This window comes from Streptomyces sp. NPDC006207, assembly GCF_040613835.1.
Lineage (GTDB): Bacteria > Actinomycetota > Actinomycetes > Streptomycetales > Streptomycetaceae > Actinacidiphila.
On record NZ_JBEXSX010000068.1, the window covers coordinates 37,198 to 53,540 of the forward strand.

At 70.2% G+C, this 16,343-nt stretch carries 15 protein-coding genes and 2 pseudogenes; 3 read left to right on the forward strand and 14 right to left on the reverse strand.

The window, feature by feature from the left end; all coding sequences use genetic code 11:
* Positions 1 to 700: 700 nt before the first annotated feature.
* Positions 701 to 1,018 (forward strand): annotated as a pseudogene (locus tag ABZ312_RS37100) (transposase); the annotation flags it as partial.
* 77 nt (positions 1,019 to 1,095) lie between these two features.
* Here ABZ312_RS37100 and ABZ312_RS37105 read toward each other — a convergent pair.
* From ABZ312_RS37105 to ABZ312_RS37170, 14 genes and pseudogenes are all read right to left on the reverse strand, one after another.
* Positions 1,096 to 1,590 carry a hypothetical protein gene (locus ABZ312_RS37105; protein WP_500439628.1) on the reverse strand — a complete coding sequence of 165 codons (495 nt, stop codon included), beginning with the start codon at positions 1,588 to 1,590 and terminating at the stop codon, positions 1,096 to 1,098.
* Positions 1,591 to 1,682: 92 nt separating this feature from the next.
* Positions 1,683 to 5,204 (reverse strand): LysM peptidoglycan-binding domain-containing protein, encoded by a 3,522-nt coding sequence (locus tag ABZ312_RS37110; protein WP_500439629.1) that lies wholly within the window; start codon positions 5,202 to 5,204, stop codon positions 1,683 to 1,685.
* A 22-nt stretch (positions 5,205 to 5,226) separates the two neighbouring features.
* Positions 5,227 to 5,670: a hypothetical protein gene (locus ABZ312_RS37115; protein WP_500439630.1), complete on the reverse strand. Its 444-nt coding sequence runs from the start codon at positions 5,668 to 5,670 to the stop codon at positions 5,227 to 5,229.
* Positions 5,667 to 6,098 (reverse strand): TadE/TadG family type IV pilus assembly protein, encoded by a 432-nt coding sequence (locus ABZ312_RS37120; protein WP_500439631.1) that lies wholly within the window; start codon positions 6,096 to 6,098, stop codon positions 5,667 to 5,669. The genes ABZ312_RS37115 and ABZ312_RS37120 overlap by 4 nt, the downstream gene beginning before the upstream one ends.
* Positions 6,095 to 6,541 carry a TadE/TadG family type IV pilus assembly protein gene (locus ABZ312_RS37125; RefSeq protein ID WP_500439632.1) on the reverse strand — a complete coding sequence of 149 codons (447 nt, stop codon included), beginning with the start codon at positions 6,539 to 6,541 and terminating at the stop codon, positions 6,095 to 6,097. The genes ABZ312_RS37120 and ABZ312_RS37125 overlap by 4 nt, the downstream gene beginning before the upstream one ends.
* A gap of 7 nt (positions 6,542 to 6,548) precedes the next feature.
* Positions 6,549 to 6,755: a hypothetical protein gene (locus ABZ312_RS37130; RefSeq protein WP_500439633.1), complete on the reverse strand. Its 207-nt coding sequence runs from the start codon at positions 6,753 to 6,755 to the stop codon at positions 6,549 to 6,551.
* Positions 6,756 to 6,781: 26 nt separating this feature from the next.
* Complete coding sequence (locus tag ABZ312_RS37135) at positions 6,782 to 7,423, reverse strand: type II secretion system F family protein (RefSeq protein WP_500439634.1); 642 nt, start codon at positions 7,421 to 7,423, stop codon at positions 6,782 to 6,784.
* 235 nt (positions 7,424 to 7,658) lie between these two features.
* The gene (locus ABZ312_RS37140) at positions 7,659 to 8,624 is read right to left on the reverse strand and encodes a type II secretion system F family protein (protein ID WP_500439635.1); all 966 of its coding nucleotides are present in this window, start codon (positions 8,622 to 8,624) and stop codon (positions 7,659 to 7,661) included.
* Complete coding sequence (locus ABZ312_RS37145; protein WP_500439636.1) at positions 8,621 to 9,907, reverse strand: TadA family conjugal transfer-associated ATPase; 1,287 nt, start codon at positions 9,905 to 9,907, stop codon at positions 8,621 to 8,623. Before ABZ312_RS37145 ends, ABZ312_RS37140 begins: the two co-directional genes overlap by 4 nt.
* A gap of 178 nt (positions 9,908 to 10,085) precedes the next feature.
* The gene (locus ABZ312_RS37150) at positions 10,086 to 10,907 is read right to left on the reverse strand and encodes a CpaE/TadZ family protein (protein WP_500439637.1); all 822 of its coding nucleotides are present in this window, start codon (positions 10,905 to 10,907) and stop codon (positions 10,086 to 10,088) included.
* Positions 10,907 to 11,653, reverse strand: coding sequence for an SAF domain-containing protein (locus ABZ312_RS37155; protein ID WP_500439638.1), 747 nt, complete (start codon positions 11,651 to 11,653; stop codon positions 10,907 to 10,909). Before ABZ312_RS37155 ends, ABZ312_RS37150 begins: the two co-directional genes overlap by 1 nt.
* 32 nt (positions 11,654 to 11,685) lie before the next feature.
* Positions 11,686 to 12,582, reverse strand: a complete 897-nt coding sequence (locus ABZ312_RS37160; RefSeq protein ID WP_500439639.1) for a hypothetical protein — start codon at positions 12,580 to 12,582, stop codon at positions 11,686 to 11,688.
* Positions 12,576 to 13,115 (reverse strand): hypothetical protein, encoded by a 540-nt coding sequence (locus tag ABZ312_RS37165; protein WP_500439640.1) that lies wholly within the window; start codon positions 13,113 to 13,115, stop codon positions 12,576 to 12,578. Before ABZ312_RS37165 ends, ABZ312_RS37160 begins: the two co-directional genes overlap by 7 nt.
* A 530-nt stretch (positions 13,116 to 13,645) precedes the next feature.
* A pseudogene (locus ABZ312_RS37170) lies at positions 13,646 to 13,962 on the reverse strand (helix-turn-helix domain-containing protein); the annotation flags it as partial.
* Between the two features lie 612 nt (positions 13,963 to 14,574).
* Here ABZ312_RS37170 and ABZ312_RS37175 point away from each other — a divergent pair.
* The gene (locus ABZ312_RS37175; RefSeq protein ID WP_500439641.1) at positions 14,575 to 15,528 is read left to right on the forward strand and encodes a helix-turn-helix transcriptional regulator; all 954 of its coding nucleotides are present in this window, start codon (positions 14,575 to 14,577) and stop codon (positions 15,526 to 15,528) included.
* A gap of 561 nt (positions 15,529 to 16,089) precedes the next feature.
* Positions 16,090 to 16,343, forward strand: a 254-nt coding sequence (locus tag ABZ312_RS37180; RefSeq protein ID WP_500439642.1) for an esterase/lipase family protein, incomplete at its 3' end; no start/stop codon positions are given.

Here is a 16,343-nt window from a genome sequence, read left to right on the forward strand (position 1 = left end):
TCAGGCATGGTGCGGCGGGTTGTGTGGCAGACAGGACACGTCGTGTCGTCTTGATCGTGGAGGTTCGGGGATGCCGTCGGTGGTCGGGTTGCTGGAGGAGCGGGAACGGGGTGCCCGGCAGCGGGTTGAGGTGTTGCGTGAGGAAGCGGACCGCGTCCTTGCCGAGTTGCGTGACGCGGAGTTGTTCTGGGAACGGTTCGTGACTGCGCGGGAGGTTCTCGTCGAGGTTCTCGCTGGTGCGGGCGGTGGTGCTGACGTAGAGAAGACGGCAGCGCCGGTTACGGAGAACACTGCCCAGACACAGACGCAGACGCAGACGCAGACGCAGACGCCGACGCCGACGCCGAAGGGCGGGAGGGCCTCGGGGGCGGTGGTGCCGGTCAGGGGTGAAGGCGTCGAGGTGTCGGCGCTGTCGCCGGACTATCGGCGGATCGTCGGGGTCCTGGCCGCCTCTCCGGCGGCGTTGGCCTGCGGTCGGCTTTGGAGTGCGTGCCGGCGAAGGTCGAGGGGGTGCGGTCGAAGGCGGCTCGGATGGCGGAGGGGGGCTGGTCAAGGAACCGTCGGGGCGGTTCGCGCTCGTGTCCGGGCTGCGAGGCGGCGGGTCATGAGCATGGTCATCGACCACAGGATCACACCTCGGATGTGTCGGGCCGCTGCTCGTAATCGCTGGCCAGCCGGCGTGAGCGCATCAGCCAGCCGAATCCGCGGCATACCGCCGACCCGCTCACGCCGTGGTCCACGTCGGCGCAGGCCCGCGAAGCTCTACGCGGACAAAGCCTACGACTACGCTCACCTGCGACGATGGTTACGGCAACGAGGTATCGCCCACCGCATCGCCCGCAAGGGCATCGAATCCTCCGCGCGCCTGGGCCGGTACCGCTGGAAGATCGAACGCACCATGAGCTGGCTCGCCGGATGCCGCCGGCTCCACCGCCGCTACGAACGCTCAGCCGACCACTTCCTGGCCTTCACCAGCATCGCCTGCACCCTCATCTGCTACCGCAGACTCACCAAATGAGACGACCTCTTACGACCCTCTCGTCCGTTCTCGTCCCGCGCCGCTAGCCTGCGGACGAGAAGCAGCCGACGTCAGCATCACCGCAGAGCACCGCCCGGCCGCCAGCCCGGGCTCGCTATGCATCGAGGGTGGCTCCGTCGAAGCTGGACGCCAGCACGAACCGCATTCCGGGCCGCGGCCTCGGCGTGCGGCGGTGTGACCTGCCACGTGGTGAGGACATCGGCCACAGCCGCAGATACCTCCTGAACCTCCTGGACCAGATCGTCGTCTAACGCGTGGGAGCCGCCGCCGGATCGGTTCGGACCGGTCACGACAGCCGTGCCATACAGCCCGTACGGCAGCTCGGTGCCGCGCCAGGTGCTGGCCAGCGCCCACGCGGCGACGTTGAGCTGCCGGGCCGGGCTGAAGGAGCCCTGGCCGTGGACGTGGATCAGGGCACGCCGGTGGTAGACCGAGCCGTCGACGGCGCCACTGAGCAGAGCGCGCAGTACCTGACGTTGTCGGGGGTAGTCCTCGGGCAGCTCGAACGTCTCCACCACTCCGGTGACTTCAAGCCGCAGTGCGGCGACCATGACTTACCTCCCCCGTATCGGCGTTAGGCTGATCTGCAGTGGGTGTCGGCCGCGTTCCCCCGTCGCGGCCGGCACCCGCTTCGCGTGGGGCGTCAGGCGCCGCCGGGTGCGGCCGCCAGGTCCCCGGACTCCGCAAGCACCTCGGCGATGGCGTGCTCGGTGCGCGCGTCCATGGAGATGTCGTAAGCCCGGGTGACCTCGGTGACCCGCGCCACCGCTTTGCGGGCCCCCGAGTGATTCCCGGCGGCCTGCTCGATCGCGATCCAGTCGCGGTAGAGGACCTCGGCGGTCTCATCGATGTCCAGGCCCCGCAGCACCGCCCCCCGGGCCGCGTCCCAGTCCGGCGCGTCACCTGCGCAGTGCCAAGTAGCGAGCGTGTGCACGACGTCGACGATGCGAGACAGCATCTCCTGCTGCACCGACACCGCCCACGGATACTCCTGACCGTCGAACGGCCGGCCCCGCACCAGAGCAAGAGCGGCTTCCAGATCCGCCATGCCCGCCGCCGGGCCCGAGGCCAGGCCCCGGGTCGCGAGGTCCTGGAAGGTCGCCCAGTCCGAGCGGATCGACGGGTGGAACGCGTATCCCGACCCTGCTCTGGGCCGGGGCAGGTACGGCTGGTTGTCCGGGGTGGAGCCGAGTCGGGCTCGGATCTCCGACATCCGGGATTGCAGGGTGCGGGTCGTCCACGGCGAGGCCGGATCCATGAACGTGCACAGCGCGTCGGCGTTCCTCCCGGGCTTGAGGTAGATCAGTGCCGCGAGCGTCTCCAGCCGAGGGCCATGCCCGGAGCCGGTGATCCCGGACACCTGGAGAGAGCCGAGCACATTGATCTCAGGAGCCCTCGGGCCGGATGGCTCAGGTATCGACGCCACCTCACCGGCAGCGCTGACGACCTCCCCGCTGTCCGCAGCGATGGCGTCTTCCTGGTTCGCGGGCTCCGCAGCTGAGTCCGTGCCGGACGGCGAGGGCGCCTTAACCAGGTGGATCCGGCCCGGGTCGGCGGTCGCCAGCAGAGCCGGGAACGGGCTGCCTGCCTCGGCGCCCGCGTCCGCGCCGGCGTCGTCGGCGATCGGGTGCAGCAACATGGGATGCGGAGCCGGCCGCGCGGTCGCGGCAGCGTGAGCATGGTCCTCGGCGAGCTGCCACGTGCCCGTCGCGCGGTCCGCGGGCTGATCCGCGACGTCGAGAGCGTGGACCAGTTCCCGGTAGTGCTCATCCGACAGCCGCTGCAACTCCACCGGGCCAGACGCCCACTGGGGGAAGACCGCCCTCGCGGCCCGGGCGACCGGAACGGCGCCGGCATCGGGGAAGGCCTGCCGTGTCGCCGGGGTCTCGGGCAGGACCACGGTGACCGGCAGGTGCCGGGCGGCGGCGATCGCGTCGGCGAGCTGCCAGACCTGCTCGGGATCGACATCGGCCGCACAGATCAGGATCCACGGCAGCGGCTCCACCGCCTGGTCCTCGCCATGCTGATACACCTCCACCAGAAGCGCCCCGAGGTCGGAGACCACCGACGCCAGATGCGGCATCGCCCGCAACCGGCCCTTCGGCAACAGCCCCGCGAGACGGCTTCCCAGTCCCACGGTGAGGACTTCGGTGTGATCGCTCCATGCACTGGTGCCCGCCTCCAGCGCCAACGCCCGGGCCACCGCCAGAACATCCTCCGGCGTCCCGTCCAGCAGCAGTCCACCGGTCTGGAAGAGGTTGATCAACACCAGGTCACCGGACTCGGCGGCTCCCAGCGTGACCAGCCCCGGATACGGTGCGGGAACCTGCCGCGCCTGCTCCGCTGGCAGCAGCGGCAGACCGTTGTCCAGCACCCACACCCCGGCCGACTGGCCCGCGGTGAACGGCGGGACCGGATTGGTTTCGGGGTCGTCGACGACCAGGTGTACCGCGCCGGACGCGGTGACCCGGGCACCCTGCACTGCAGGCACTTGGTCGCCGGACTCGGCCGCCCGGTGGGCCAGGGTGCGCAGCACGGAATGGAGCAGTGCGACGCCGGCCGGCTCGCCTGCGGCTTGCAGGATCTGCTCGGTCCGGGTCGGGTCGTCGTCGATCGCAATGGTTTCGCCTGCCCGGCGCCGGCGCTGCTGAAGGATCCGTCGCACCCCCAGGGCCCCCGTCAGCAACGCGGCCAGCAAGGCACCGATCCCGGCCATCAGCACGACCTGGCGCTCCATGCCGGAATCCGGCGCGGTGTCAGCGCGCCCTGCCGGGGCGAAGTCTGCGGAGGGTGACGGCGCGGGAGGTGTCGACGGCGAGGCGGCAGGTGCCTCGGCTGCGGAGGGCGCCCCGGACCGCGGCGACTCGGGCGGGGTAGCAGCGGTCGGTTCGGTGGCTGCGCTGGTGCGCTGCGTCGGCCGTGCGTGGTCAGGATTCCTGTCGGGCACAGCGGTCTCGGTCGGACGTGAGGGGTCTGTCGGCCTGGGCGTGGACGTCGGCAGCGACGTCTCCCCGTTCGGCGATGCGACCGCCGACGGTGTCGCAGCTGCGGTAGTGGGCGCCGCCTGCGGTGCCGTGGAGGGACTCGCCGTCCGGTCGAGTCCGCTGGGAACGTCGGTGTTGCCCGAGGGCGGGGTGCGGTCGCGCGAGTGCTCGCGATTGTCCTGCTGCGGGCTGGCAGCAGTAGCGGACGCGTCCGATCCGGGGAGGTCGAGGTGCTGACCTGGATAGATCAGGTCGGGGTCGGTGAAGTGGCGGCCGCCAGGCTGGGCTTCGCCCCGGTTGAGGCGGAAGATTGCCGGGTAGCGGTCGGCGTCGCCGAGCTCGTCTTCGGCGATCTGCGACAGGGTGTCGCCCGGCCGTACCGTGTACCCCTCCGGCCCGGTTTCCTCGAGGGCGCTCCCACGGCCGCCCTGCGCACGGGGTCCGGTGGGCGCGGCGTCGTCGGGCAGGAGCAGCACCCAGCCGGGCCGGATCGGATCCTCCGCCCGGAAGACGGTGCCGCCGGTCATGGTGCGCCCGTCGTTGAGGGCGGCGATCTCTTCCCAGCGGTAGCCGTTGCCGAGCCGGTCCTCGGCGATCGACCACAGGCTCTCCGCCGGACGGACCGCCCGCACTGTATGCGTGACCGTCCCGTCCTGCTGCTCTGCCTGAGCAGTCGCGGCCGGGGTGGCCGCGGCATGTCCGCCTCGGGCGGGAGAACTGGCGGCCGCCGCGGTGGTGGTGACAGTGTGGGCGGGGGTCGGTGAGGCCAGAGCGGTGCCGGTGGGCAGCGCGATGAGGATGGCGCCGACCAGTGCGGCGGCCGCGCGCTGGCCGACCAGCAGCCGTAGCTTCGGTGCGGTCCGGCCGCGCAGCTGAACCGGCACCTCGACAGCTACGGCGGCCGCGAAGCCGGCCCATCCTGCCCAGCCCGCCGCGGCGAGGACGAGCAGGAAGACCTGTCCGGAGTCCTGCGTGCTCAGCAGGTTGCCCAGAGCTTGGATGCCGGGCGGGCCGACGATGGCGGTGCCCCACAACAGCAGCATCGGCAGGCCGAGCAGGAGTGCAGCCAGCAGCAGAAGGCTCGCGGCCGCGCGTACGACCGCGCGGATGCTGGTGCTCCGGGTGCGTGCCTGGCGGGTGGGTGGTCTGCGCGGCGGACGGACAACAGAGGGCTGGGGCATGGCGGGTGGCCCTTCTCGTGGGCTATTCCGGCTGTTCGACGCCGTGCAGGAGCGTCGCGGCGCCGTGCCCGGTGACATCCATGGAGCCGATGCCGATGATGGGCAGGAACCGGGTGGCGTAGGTGGTGTCGACGGTGACGGTCAGCTCGCTGCGGTCCGGCGAGACGGTCACGGTTCCGTGGACGCCGGCCTGGCGCAGGTACTCGGTGGCGGCGGCCTGCGCGGCTGCGGGGTCGACGCGGATCGCGGTGCCAGTGACAGCAGCGGCGGGATCGAGTGCCTGGCCACCGGCGCGGGCGGCTTCCAGCGCGAGGGCGTCGGCGCGTTCGGTGGCACGCAGCTTGCCGCCGCCGTCCAGGACCAGCCCGGCGATCGCGAGCTGCGCCACGGTGCAGATCGCGACGAACACCGCGATCCCGCCCCGGTCACCGCGGCTGCGGACGGATGGCTGTGAGGTCGGCTTCATCCCTGCCTCGCTCGGAAAGCGTCCGCGACACTGGTGAAGCTGCTGGTCAGAGTCTTGGAACCGGGAGCTCCCGGGAGCAGCAGATCGGACAGGTCGACGGTGCAGCGGACGGTGACGGTGACGTACCCGACCTGACCGATCGGGACGGCGAGTCCTGAAGCATCGACGTCCACGTCGATGCCGGCGCAGTGGACACCTTGGTCCTCCAGCGAGCGGGTGGCAGCCTCGGCGGCCGCGGACTGCGCGGCGAGCTGGGTGCGTTCCAGCGACGCGGCGCGTGCGGCGTCCTCGGCGGCCGCATCGGTCTTTCCACCAGAGACGGCGAGGCGTCCGGCAGCGACGGCCAGGCACAGGAACGCGATCAGCAGCGGCGTGACGATCGCGGCCTGGACCGACTCACTTCCCCGATCTCCCGTCGCGCGCCTCATGGCGTAGTCCATCGTTCGCGTGGGCCGGTGGCCGACTGGCTGACGTCCAAGCCTCCGATACCGGGCAGCAGCGACGGGGCGGTCCCCGTCACGGTGACCCGCACGGACTCCGTGCCGCTGCCTGCTGTGCTGACGGCCGCGGCCCGGAGGCTGTCACCGGCAATCCGCCCCAGGACCTCGCGTGCCCGGGCGGCGCCGTCAGCATCGGTGGCCTGGTAGGTACGGGCGGCGGTGACGCCTTCGCGGGCGGCCGCCAGGGCGATGTTGCGGGCGTGGAACCACATGCCGGCCTGCACCACGGCCAGGGTGAGCAAGATGACGAACGGGAACACGATCGCCATCTGGATCGACGCCTCGCCCCGGTCACCACGCCGCCCGGCTGCGGCCGCCACCCGACGGGCGACCCGTATCGCGCTGCTGCTCGTCCCCGTTGCCCTGGCCATCGGCTGGTCAGATCCCGTTGAGCAGGCCGTTGTACTTGCCGACGATCACGCCGATGGTGCCGGCGATGGCGAGTGCGCCGCCGACGGCGGCGACCCAGATGATGACGGTGGTGATGGAGATGTCGCCGCGGTCGCTGCCGCGGGCACGGCCCTGCTCGAGGCGGCCGCGCACCCACAGGACAGCGACGGTCGCGGCGCGGGTCAGGTGATGCATGGATCAGCGCTCCTTCGGCGTGGAGGTCAGGTCGTGAGGATGCGGATGACTGCGGGGAAAGCGATGAGCAGCATGACCAGCACGGCCAGCAGGGCGCCGGGGGCGGTCATCTTCTCGCTGTTGGCGTTCGCCTCCGTGGCCTGCGCGGCCAGCAGTTCCGTGCGCAGGTTCCGCGCGCGGGCGCGAAGCGTGGCGTAGACGGCGGCGCCGTCGTCCGTGGACTGCCGCATGATGGCCGCCAGGTCCTCCAGCGCCGGTAGGTCCAGTTCGGCGGTGAGCCGGATCAGGCTCTCCCAGTGCGGGACCTTGTCCACCCGGGACTGCATCAGGGCCTGCTGGATCCGGGCGAACGCCCAGCCGCCTGCGACCTGCGCGGCCTGTTCCAGAGCTTGCTCGGCGGAGACGTTCCCGGCGCGGCGCAGGGCGACGAAGTCCAGGTATGCGGCCATGGCGTGCGCGAACTCCTCGCGTGCGCGCCGGGCCTGGTCGCGCAGGGCGAGATCGGGTGCGAACCACAGCACTGCGGCGAACAGCGCACCGACTACGGCCGGCAGATACAGCGGCAGGCCGAGCAGCAGCAGCGGAATCCCCGCCAGCGGGGGCACCAGCAGCCCCGCGGCCGCGAGAGCGGTCTTGGCGAGCAGGAACCGGCTCGGCGACGTGCCCACCAGTGCAAGTTTCTTCCGGGGAACCGCAGCCCGGGAAGACCGCCGAGGTGGTCGACCAGCCACGCCCCCCACCGCTCATCGCGGTCCGCGCTGTCCAGCTCGGGGGCCGGGGGAGCGGGGTGATTCATGCGCTGCAGCGCTGGGCCCAACGCGGGCGCAGGCTTGAGGAGTTCCTTGACCAGCAGCGCCATCCCGGCGCCGACCGTGGCGCCGGCCAGCAGCGCACCCACCGGGATCACCGTGCCTCCCCGCGACGGAGGGCGACCTGGCCACCGATCGGCTCAGGGCCAGCGTGGAGAGGTGTCGCCGGTCCGCTGACGCGGCTGCGGGGGTCGGCGATCAGGAACCGCGGCACATGGTGGTGATCGGCGAGCTGCCGCATCCACACCAGCACCGCCACGAAGGCGGCAGCGAGCAGCGCCAGGACCAGCTGACCGAGCAGGGAACCGTAAGGGGCGGTGTAGCCGGGGATGAGGAACCCGAAGGCGACCACACCGAGCGTAATCAGGGTCATCCACCGCACGGTGGTGCGGGGCTTGGCCCGGTCCGCTGCGATCTGCCGCCGCTTGGCGACCTCCTCGTGCACCGACGTCGCCAGGTCGTCCAACGCCTGCGCCAGCCCCGGCCCGCGATCCGCTGCTGACAGCACCAGGGCGGCGACGACCTTGTCCGCGGTCACGTCGTCGAGTGCGTCACCGAAGACGCGCAGCGCATCGGCCGGCCGCCAGCCGACGGCGAGCCGGTCGACCAGGTCGCCTACCTCGCCCGCGATCGGCTCCGGCACCCCCTTCCCGGACAGCGCGAGGGCTTCGTCCAGGCCACGGCCGAGCCGCAGCACGTTCGACAGCCGCTGCGTCCAGTCCCCGAGCGCCTCCAGCCGGGCGATCCGAAGGCTCGCGCCCTTGGTCGGCGCCAGCAGCCACGGAACCCCCGGCACGGCCAGCAGCACCAGCACGCCGGCCACAAACACCCCCGTCACTGCCCACACCACCGCGCCGGCAACGGCACCGGCAGCGAGCCGGGTCCTGCGCTGTTCCAGCGCCCGACGTCCGACACCCGCAGCCCCTGCGGCCTGTATCCGGGACCACATGGACGGCCTTCGGGGAGCATCGGTGCCGGTCACGCCGATAACGATGCCGACCAGCCCGGCGACCAACGCGGCGCCGGTGATGCCCCACAGCAGCAGGCCCGTGCCGTTCACGAAGCCTCCCGGATCATCAGCTGCAGCTGAGCAGGCCAGGCGCCGGCCGGCTCGTCCAGGAGCTCCGGGGCGAAGCCGGCCCGCCGCAGGTCAGCGACGCACCGCGGGTGTATCAGCGGCATCGCTCTCGGCTCGTCCCACTCCGGGCGCGGCCCGAAGATGAGGTTCGTGTCGGGGCGGCCACCCTCGCCGATCCCGGTCACCTCCAGCACGTGGGAGACGAACCGATGCCGATGCCCGCCGATACGGGTCTCATCGATGGACGCGACGAACACGATGAAGTCCAGCCCGTTCGCGGCCTGCCGGTACGCCAGCGCTTCGCTCATGTTCGCCTGCGCCAGGAGATACAGCTCGGCGATCCGGTCGAACACCACCGACGGGTGGATCGCGTGAAGCGTGGACAGGTTGCCGCCCTGCCCATTCGTCATGGCCTGCAGCATCGCCACGATCTCCGGGCCACGGACCTCACCGACCACGATCCGCGCCAGCGACATCCGCAGCGCCCGGTACATCAGGTCCATGAGCGTGATCTCGCCGGCGGCCCGGCCGTCGACCCGCTCACCGTTGGACTCCCGAGCCTCCATCGGCACGACCTGCTGGTGGAAGCCGTTCTCGTGCGCGAACAACTCGTACTCCATCTCCAGCGTGGCGAACCGCTCTTGCGGGTCGATCTCCCGCAGCAGTGCAGGAAGGAGCGTGGTCTTCCCGGCAGCCTGACCGCCCACGACCATGACGTTCTTCTCCGCCCGCACGCACGCGGACAAGAAGGCCTGAAGCGTGGAGTCGAGCATGCCGCGCTGCACAAGTTCGGTCAGGTCGGCGTGGCGCATGGAGTGCCGACGGATCGTCACATACGTCCCCGGCGTGACGTCGATGACCGCCTGCAGCCGCGACTCGTCCGCGAGCCGCAGAGCGAGGAACGGGTCCGCGGTCGACAGGCTCCGCTCCGCCTGCCCGGTGGTGCGGCGTGCGAGATCGCGCAGGAGCTCGCGGAGCTCTTCGTCGGAGTCTGCGACCGGCGCGACGTGGGCGCGGCGGCCGTCGGTGAAGTCCAGGACCACGGTGCGGTAGCCGTTGATGAAGATGTTCTCCACCGCCGGGTTGTCCAGGTGCTGCTGAAGCCGGCCGGCGCGGAACTGCAGATCGAACACCGCCTGGGCGATCGACGCGTCCTCCGCCGGGCTGGTGGCCTGCCCGCGACGCACGGCCTCGGCGTCCGACCAGATAGCCACCTGCTCATTGATCAGCGCACGTCCCTGCTGCTCCTGCGCGGCGGCGCTCATCCCCGGCCGGGCGCGCAGCAGCTCGCCGAGCCGCTCACCGACCTCCTTCTTGATCAGCCGCACCGCTGTGTAGTCGACCACGCCCGGAGGCCGAGGCAGGGGATCTCGCGGTGCGGCTCGCAACGCCCGGACCGGGACAGCGTCAACTGGTGGGGGCCCAGGCTGGTGATGCAGGGGTTCAGCGCGCACCGGTCATCGCCCTTCCCTCGAGGGAACCCGGGCCAGGAGCGGTGAGTCGTGCCCGGCGGGTGGCGACCAGTTGCCGGATCCGCGTGGTTGCCGACCGGGCCGCGCGCATCACTTCCGATAGCTCGAACTTCCGCGGCTGCTCGCCGCCGTCGGACAGGACCGCAGCCTCACGCGGCCGCCACGGCAGGGTGGCGACGACCTCAACACCCAGTTGCCGCTGGACCTCGGCGGCCGGGAACGGCCCGGCGTCGACCAGCAACAGCCGCACCTCCGCCGTGGTGCCGAGCTGCTCCCGCAGCGCGGCGAGACGGACTTCGGTGCCCTGCAGCCCTCGCAGGGTGTTCCGGGCGACCAGCAGCACCACATCCGCGCGCTGCGCGAGGACCTGCGACGGGCCGAACGCCCCGCGCCGGCCGAGGTCGACCAGCACATCATGGGCGTGGGCTTCGATCCCGGCGAACATCGCTGACAGCGGCTTCCACACCGGGCTCATCGAGGAGGCGTGCGCCGGGTCGTACAGACCTGGCAGAACCAGCCGGTCCCGGGTGCCGGCGTCGGTGACGTCGACCAACTGCCGCCAGAACGCCTCACCGAGCTGACCCTGCCGCGCTGCGAGCGCGAGGTTCCGCAGCCCGTGCGCACCACCGAGCGTGCCTTGCAACGCTCCGGGCAGGATCGCCCCGCCGTCCGGGTCGCACTCCGCCAGCACCACCCGATGCCCCACCTCCAGCGGCCAGGTCAGCAGCAGCGCCATCGCCGTAGTGGTCGCTCCGGGCGCACCAAGGCCCCCGGCCAGCGCGATGACCGCCATCACGAACCGTCCCGGGCGACCACGATCAGGGCGACGTTCCCGGTCGCTGCCCGGGCGGCCAGCGCGGGCCCTTCGGTGGCGGGCACGGCGACGTCGACGACCACGGCTCCCGTGACGGCCGCGGGCCGGCCGACCGCGACGACCTTCGCCGACAGCGTCACCGGCTCCACCCCGTTCTCCGCCATGGGGCCGTCGCCGTTGGTCGCGTCTCGGCCTGGTGCGGCGCTGGGGTCGGGGGTGGACACGATCAGCACCTTCTCCCCGGGCACCAGAGGCGTCGCCGGAAGCTGGGGCGGCTTCACGCTGACCCCAACCAGCTGCTCACCGGGTCCGATCAGGGACCGGTCGGTGACCTGGGACGGCGCGAGCAGCGATCCCGCCTTCAAGTCGGTCGCTGCGCGCTGCCCAACCAGCCCGTCGGCTCGGGAGGCCTTCACGGACTGCACGGCCGGATCCAGCGCGAGCGAGGCTGTCGTCAGGTCCTGCGGTGTGAGGCGGGCGCCGACCGGTACGTCCCGGGCGACGACGACCACGGGGGTGCGGTGACCGGAGCTGGAGTACAGGACGGCTCCGGACAGGCCCCCGGAGGCGATCAGCGCGACCGACAGGGCGATCAGCCCGGGGCGGCGCCGGCGTTGCCGGACCATCCGCGGTGCGGCGACCGGTCCGGCCTGCGGCCCCGCCGGGGCTGTCGGCGCGTCCGCGGCCGCGGAGGGCGGGGCGACGGATCGGGTGATGCTGCTCATGAGGGTGCCTCCTGTGTGGGGAGGTCAGCGGGTCACTGGCCGAGGACTTGGACTTCGCCGACGCGCAGTTGGACCTGGGAGGAGCGGGTGGTGGTGAGGTCGCCGCGTTGTCCGCCGCCGGCCCAGTGCACGTCCCAGGTGGCGGTCGCGGTCACCCAGAACACATCGCCCTTACCGCCGTCGGACGTGGTGGCGTAGCGGTAGCCGCAGCTGGGGGAGTCCTTCGCGCCTTCCGACTCCTTGTAGGGGGTGCCGGCGCCGCAGGTGACGGTGTGGCCGTCTCCCATGTCCCACACGATCTGCGACACGTGCGCGGTCGCCGTCACCGTGATGCCGCCCGCGGATACGGACTCTGCCGCCGGGCCCCAGGTTCGGGCGCTGGTGCGGTTCCACAGCCACACCGGCATCCCGACCACACCCGTCCTGCCGGGCTCGGGCACGATCCCGATGTCCGGACCGTCGATCGGCAGCCGCTTCACGGCCTCGGCAGCGAGCTGGGCCGGGTCGACTCCGCCGTCCATGCCCGGCGGCGGAGCGGCACGCCACTGCACCGGCGGCCCCTCATCGGGGCAGTACGCGTCGTACACGGCGCCGTCACCGGGCTTGTGACCCTGCCAGGCCGGATCCCCGGCCGGCGGCTGCGGCTCCATGACCTTGAAGTAGCAGTTCGGACTCCACCACCCCAGATCCTTCAGGTAGCAGGGCACCTCCACGTTCAGCAGGGTGTCCTCGCATCGGCGGGAACCGTTGCTGCCCCCTGTTCCCGTGTCGCTGGTCGTGGTGCCGCCGGGCTTGCCAGGCACGGTCACCCCGACCGAGCAGTCGCCGATGGCGGGGCAAACCACCCCGTTGTCGGCAACAGCCGGACCGACCGATCCGAGCCCGAGAGCGCCCGCCATGGCGGCGGCCGCCAGCATCCGCGTCAGCACGTCTGGTCCCGCGCGGCGGTGCTGTCGGTAACAACCCACCGGGTCCCGATCGTGCGGAGCTTGGAGTTCACCACGTACCGCTGGGCCTGGTTCGGCGCGGCAACGCTCTTACCGGTCGCCTTCTTCACCGGTGTCCAGTTCGTGTCGTCCCAGCACACGGTCAACGAGCCCCGGTGCGGGCTCACCGACAGGTCCACGGTGGCCTTGGTGACGGTGAACGCGGGCTTGCCCTTGGTGACGATGCCGTTGGCCCGGTTGATCACCAGCGTCTTCTTCCCGTCGGCCAGCACCTGACCGGAGGCGTAGTGCTCGATGTCGGTGCCCTCGAACGTGGCCTTCGCGAACCCTGCGGTCTCCGCGTCGACCAGGCCCTGGAACGCGGCCACGGCCCGGTCCTTCGCGGCCGTCGACGGGTCCGGCGACGCCGCGGCCGCCTTCGAGGTGGTCGCTTGCACAGAGCCCGGGGCAGCGGCCGACTTCGTGGACTCCTTGTCGCCGCCGCATGCGGCCAGGGCGAGAATGCCCGCGATCACGGTTACGGCCACTGTTGCGCCCTGGCGTGCTCGGCGGAGCTGAAGGTGGCGCTGGTCGGTGGTGCTCGGCACGGGTGGCCTCCCCCTGGCATCGGTTGCGTAACCTCGGTGACGCCCGACGCACGTGACGGGAATGGTGCTCCCGAGACGGCGGCGCATCATGCGGCGGGTGTCGCGGTGCGATGTACGTGGCACCGTACGGCGCCAACTCACCGCTTCCAATAGGGATCATGATCATGCTGACCCATTCCCTCCGTGTTTGCCTGAGTATGCGGGGCGGTGAAGTTTCACGGCACGTCACCATTGATTTCGGTGAGTGAAATCGGGGCCCGGTCATGGCGGCCCGCTGGTCCAGCATGGGCTCTTGCTGGCTCGGCCGTCCTCACCGGTGACCCACCCGTAGCCGCAGCTCCCGCAGTACGTCACCGGACCGGCAGGCGCCATAGGGGCCGCAGGCGGTGACCAGTGCTCCAAGTGCTGTTCCAGGTCCAGCCACGCGGGTTCCCGCGCCATGTCGACCGGTGCCTGAGGAATACGTCCGCCAGCGTGGGCAGCCGCAGGTCAGGGTGGTCGGGGACCGCACAGCCTCGCTGGGCCAGGAGGGCGCGTATCTCTGCGACGGCCCGGGTGATCGTCGAACGATCGACGCCGAACAGCCGCCCGAGCACGGCATGCGGAAGGTCATGCCGCAGATGAATGAGCGTGGCCACCACCCGGTCGACGAACACCAGTTGATGCCGGGCGCCGGCACCCGCCGCCCGCTTCCTGACACCGCCACGTGCAGCGTGACGGCGGCCTTCGATCGCGGCCTGCCATGGTGGGCCAACTCCTCGACCAGGCGGCCCAGATGACCTTACGAGACCTCGGTGAACAGCCGATGCGCGAGGACCGCTCGATTGACCATGATCGCCAAACACAGATCATGACACTCGCCAACGCAGACATCTCAACCGCTATCACGCACCAAGTCGTAAAAGGCTCACGGTTTCACCACGGCCGTTGGGTGAGTTGACTCGCGAAATCGCGAGTGTAGTGACGGTGAGGAGACCCACCCCCCTTACGTTGATCCTCCTCGCGAGGAATGGTCAGGGGCGCGGCAGTTTCCGGTTGCCGATGTGCCAGCTGGGCGGTGGAGAGAGCAGTCCATCTTGAATTCTGCGTCCCTGTTTTTCCTGGCTCGACGTCTGCGTGGCACGCTGAAGCAGTCGAGGGCGGCCTATCCTTTGCAGTGCTCGCACAGGAAACGGCTCTATTAGACGTTGGCGATTGCGATACTCGCAGGCGGGGATTTCTGAAGCCTGCTGTCATGTGCCGGCGAGAAGATGGAATCTCGCATGGCGATTATGCGTTCTGCGTCTTCGGCTATGTCGCGGCGGATTCAATTTGAATTGCGAGATGGTGGTCATGAATTCTTACATGCCGAGTTGCTTGCGTGGTTGGCGAAGTGGTTGAATGAAGTGTGTACGAGTGGAAGAGGATTGAGTCCATCACTTCGGCGGGCGCGTGGGACGAGGTTTTCACTGGCCTGCACGGCGCGAGCCGGATCACAATCGCGGATCACCTCGCCCCGTGGATGGGGCGCCTGGAGTGGCAGCAGTCTCGGGCGCACGGCATCGCGCTGTGCTACGGCGGTCAGCAAAAGGTCACCCGGCAGGCCCGCCACATACGGTCCGACCCTCGGGGTACGTACGAACTGCTCGTTCCGCTCTCGGGAGCGGCCTGGGTGGAGCAGGGACCGTCGTCGGTCGAAATCCGTCCCGGATTCATGGCCCTATGCGACATTGATCGGCCAGTGACATACGCGCACGATGCCGGCTTCAAGTCGATCTCGTTGATCGTGCCGGGCCAGGCAGTCGTTGACCGCAGCCCTGAGGCTACCCGTGAGGCGCAACTGTTCAGCGGGGCCAGCGGCCTGGGCCGGGTGATTCACACGATGATGACTACGCTGCAGGAGGAGCGCGAACAGTTCTCGGAGGTAACCTTCGACATAGCGTGCGAACGCCTGCTCGATCTGGTGTGCCTAGCCGCCGATGGCGCCACTGACTCGGCGCCATCGGGGCAACGGGCAACCGTCGAGGCGGAGATCCGGAGCTACATTCGGCAACATGCCTGCGACGAGGACCTTGACGTCAGCAGCATTGCGCGGGCTCTCGGCTGGTCGACACGCTACGTCCAACAGGTGCTGCAGGCAGCCAACACGACCTCGCGTGAGCTGATTCGCCGGGAGAGACTACAGCTCGCCCGGACCCGGCTGGCGAGCCCGAGCTGGGCCGATCATTCGATTTCCCAGATCGCCCACTCATGCGGTTTTGGTTCTCATTCATCGTTTGCCACCGTGTTCAGGCAGGAGTTCGGCATGACACCGAGCGAAGCCAGGTTTGGCGCAGTCCCGCCCCCGGCCGACCAGCGCTGAGCCTCTGCCGTCGGTTGGCTAACTGCCCACTGGGCCGAGTCGTGCACCGCGCAAACGGCAGCACGCGAGGCGGCGAAGCGGGGGCGACTCCTCCTCAGTGGCGCTTGTCTGGCGAAGCTGAGAAGCATGCTGTCTTACGGGGCGTGATGCCAGGGCGACATGATCACCTTGTCCACGCCGCACATGAGTCAACGCGTCCACTACGAGAAGCGACACATGCCGGTGCCGCTCGGGCAGCCCATGCGTAACCGGTTCCTTGACAACCCCGCCCCCGGGCGCAAGCCACCATTCGCTCAGCAGCGGCAAGAAGGTAAGACTCTGCGCCCCCTGGCCGCGTACCAGTCGATTCCCATGGCCCGCTCAACCGAATGACCGCACAACGACCGTACTGTCAAGAGAAGTTGGCTGCGCACGGATGGGTGGCGTCCCTCGCCGACACTCGCGCGGTTCAGGCGTCGGCAAGGGGCCGATCTAGGCCATCTGACAGAAGCCATGCACCGGGCGAATCCCTAAGCTGAGCGAGTCCGAATAAATTCCCTATATTGAGGGGGAGATGCCGTCGTGACTGCTCATCCTGCAGTACGGAATGTGGTCCTCGTTCATGGTGGATTCGTTGATGGATCCGGTTGGCAGGGCGTTCACAAGCGCCTCGTGGACGCGGGCTACAACGTCAGTGTGGTGCAGAATCCGACCGAGTCTCTTGCTGGGGACGTGGCGGCGACGCTGCGGGTCGTGGCGGAGCAGGACGGGCCGGTGGCCCTGGTGGGGCACTCCTATGGCGGTGTGGTGATCACCGAGGCTGGTCTGGACCCCAA

What these genes read in the sequence shown, in the direction of transcription:
- ABZ312_RS37130 (WP_500439633.1), bottom strand. Translation starts at nt 6,755, where the DNA reads ATGCATCACCTGACCCGCGCCGCGACCGTCGCTGTCCTGTGGGTGCGC.
- ABZ312_RS37125 (WP_500439632.1), bottom strand. Translation starts at nt 6,541, where the DNA reads ATGGCCAGGGCAACGGGGACGAGCAGCAGCGCGATACGGGTCGCCCGT.
- ABZ312_RS37110 (WP_500439629.1), bottom strand. Translation starts at nt 5,204, where the DNA reads ATGCCCCAGCCCTCTGTTGTCCGTCCGCCGCGCAGACCACCCACCCGC.
- ABZ312_RS37145 (WP_500439636.1), bottom strand. Translation starts at nt 9,907, where the DNA reads ATGAGCGCCGCCGCGCAGGAGCAGCAGGGACGTGCGCTGATCAATGAG.
- ABZ312_RS37150 (WP_500439637.1), bottom strand. Translation starts at nt 10,907, where the DNA reads ATGGCGGTCATCGCGCTGGCCGGGGGCCTTGGTGCGCCCGGAGCGACC.
- ABZ312_RS37120 (WP_500439631.1), bottom strand. Translation starts at nt 6,098, where the DNA reads ATGAGGCGCGCGACGGGAGATCGGGGAAGTGAGTCGGTCCAGGCCGCG.
- ABZ312_RS37155 (WP_500439638.1), bottom strand. Translation starts at nt 11,653, where the DNA reads ATGAGCAGCATCACCCGATCCGTCGCCCCGCCCTCCGCGGCCGCGGAC.
- ABZ312_RS37115 (WP_500439630.1), bottom strand. Translation starts at nt 5,670, where the DNA reads ATGAAGCCGACCTCACAGCCATCCGTCCGCAGCCGCGGTGACCGGGGC.
- ABZ312_RS37105 (WP_500439628.1), bottom strand. Translation starts at nt 1,590, where the DNA reads ATGGTCGCCGCACTGCGGCTTGAAGTCACCGGAGTGGTGGAGACGTTC.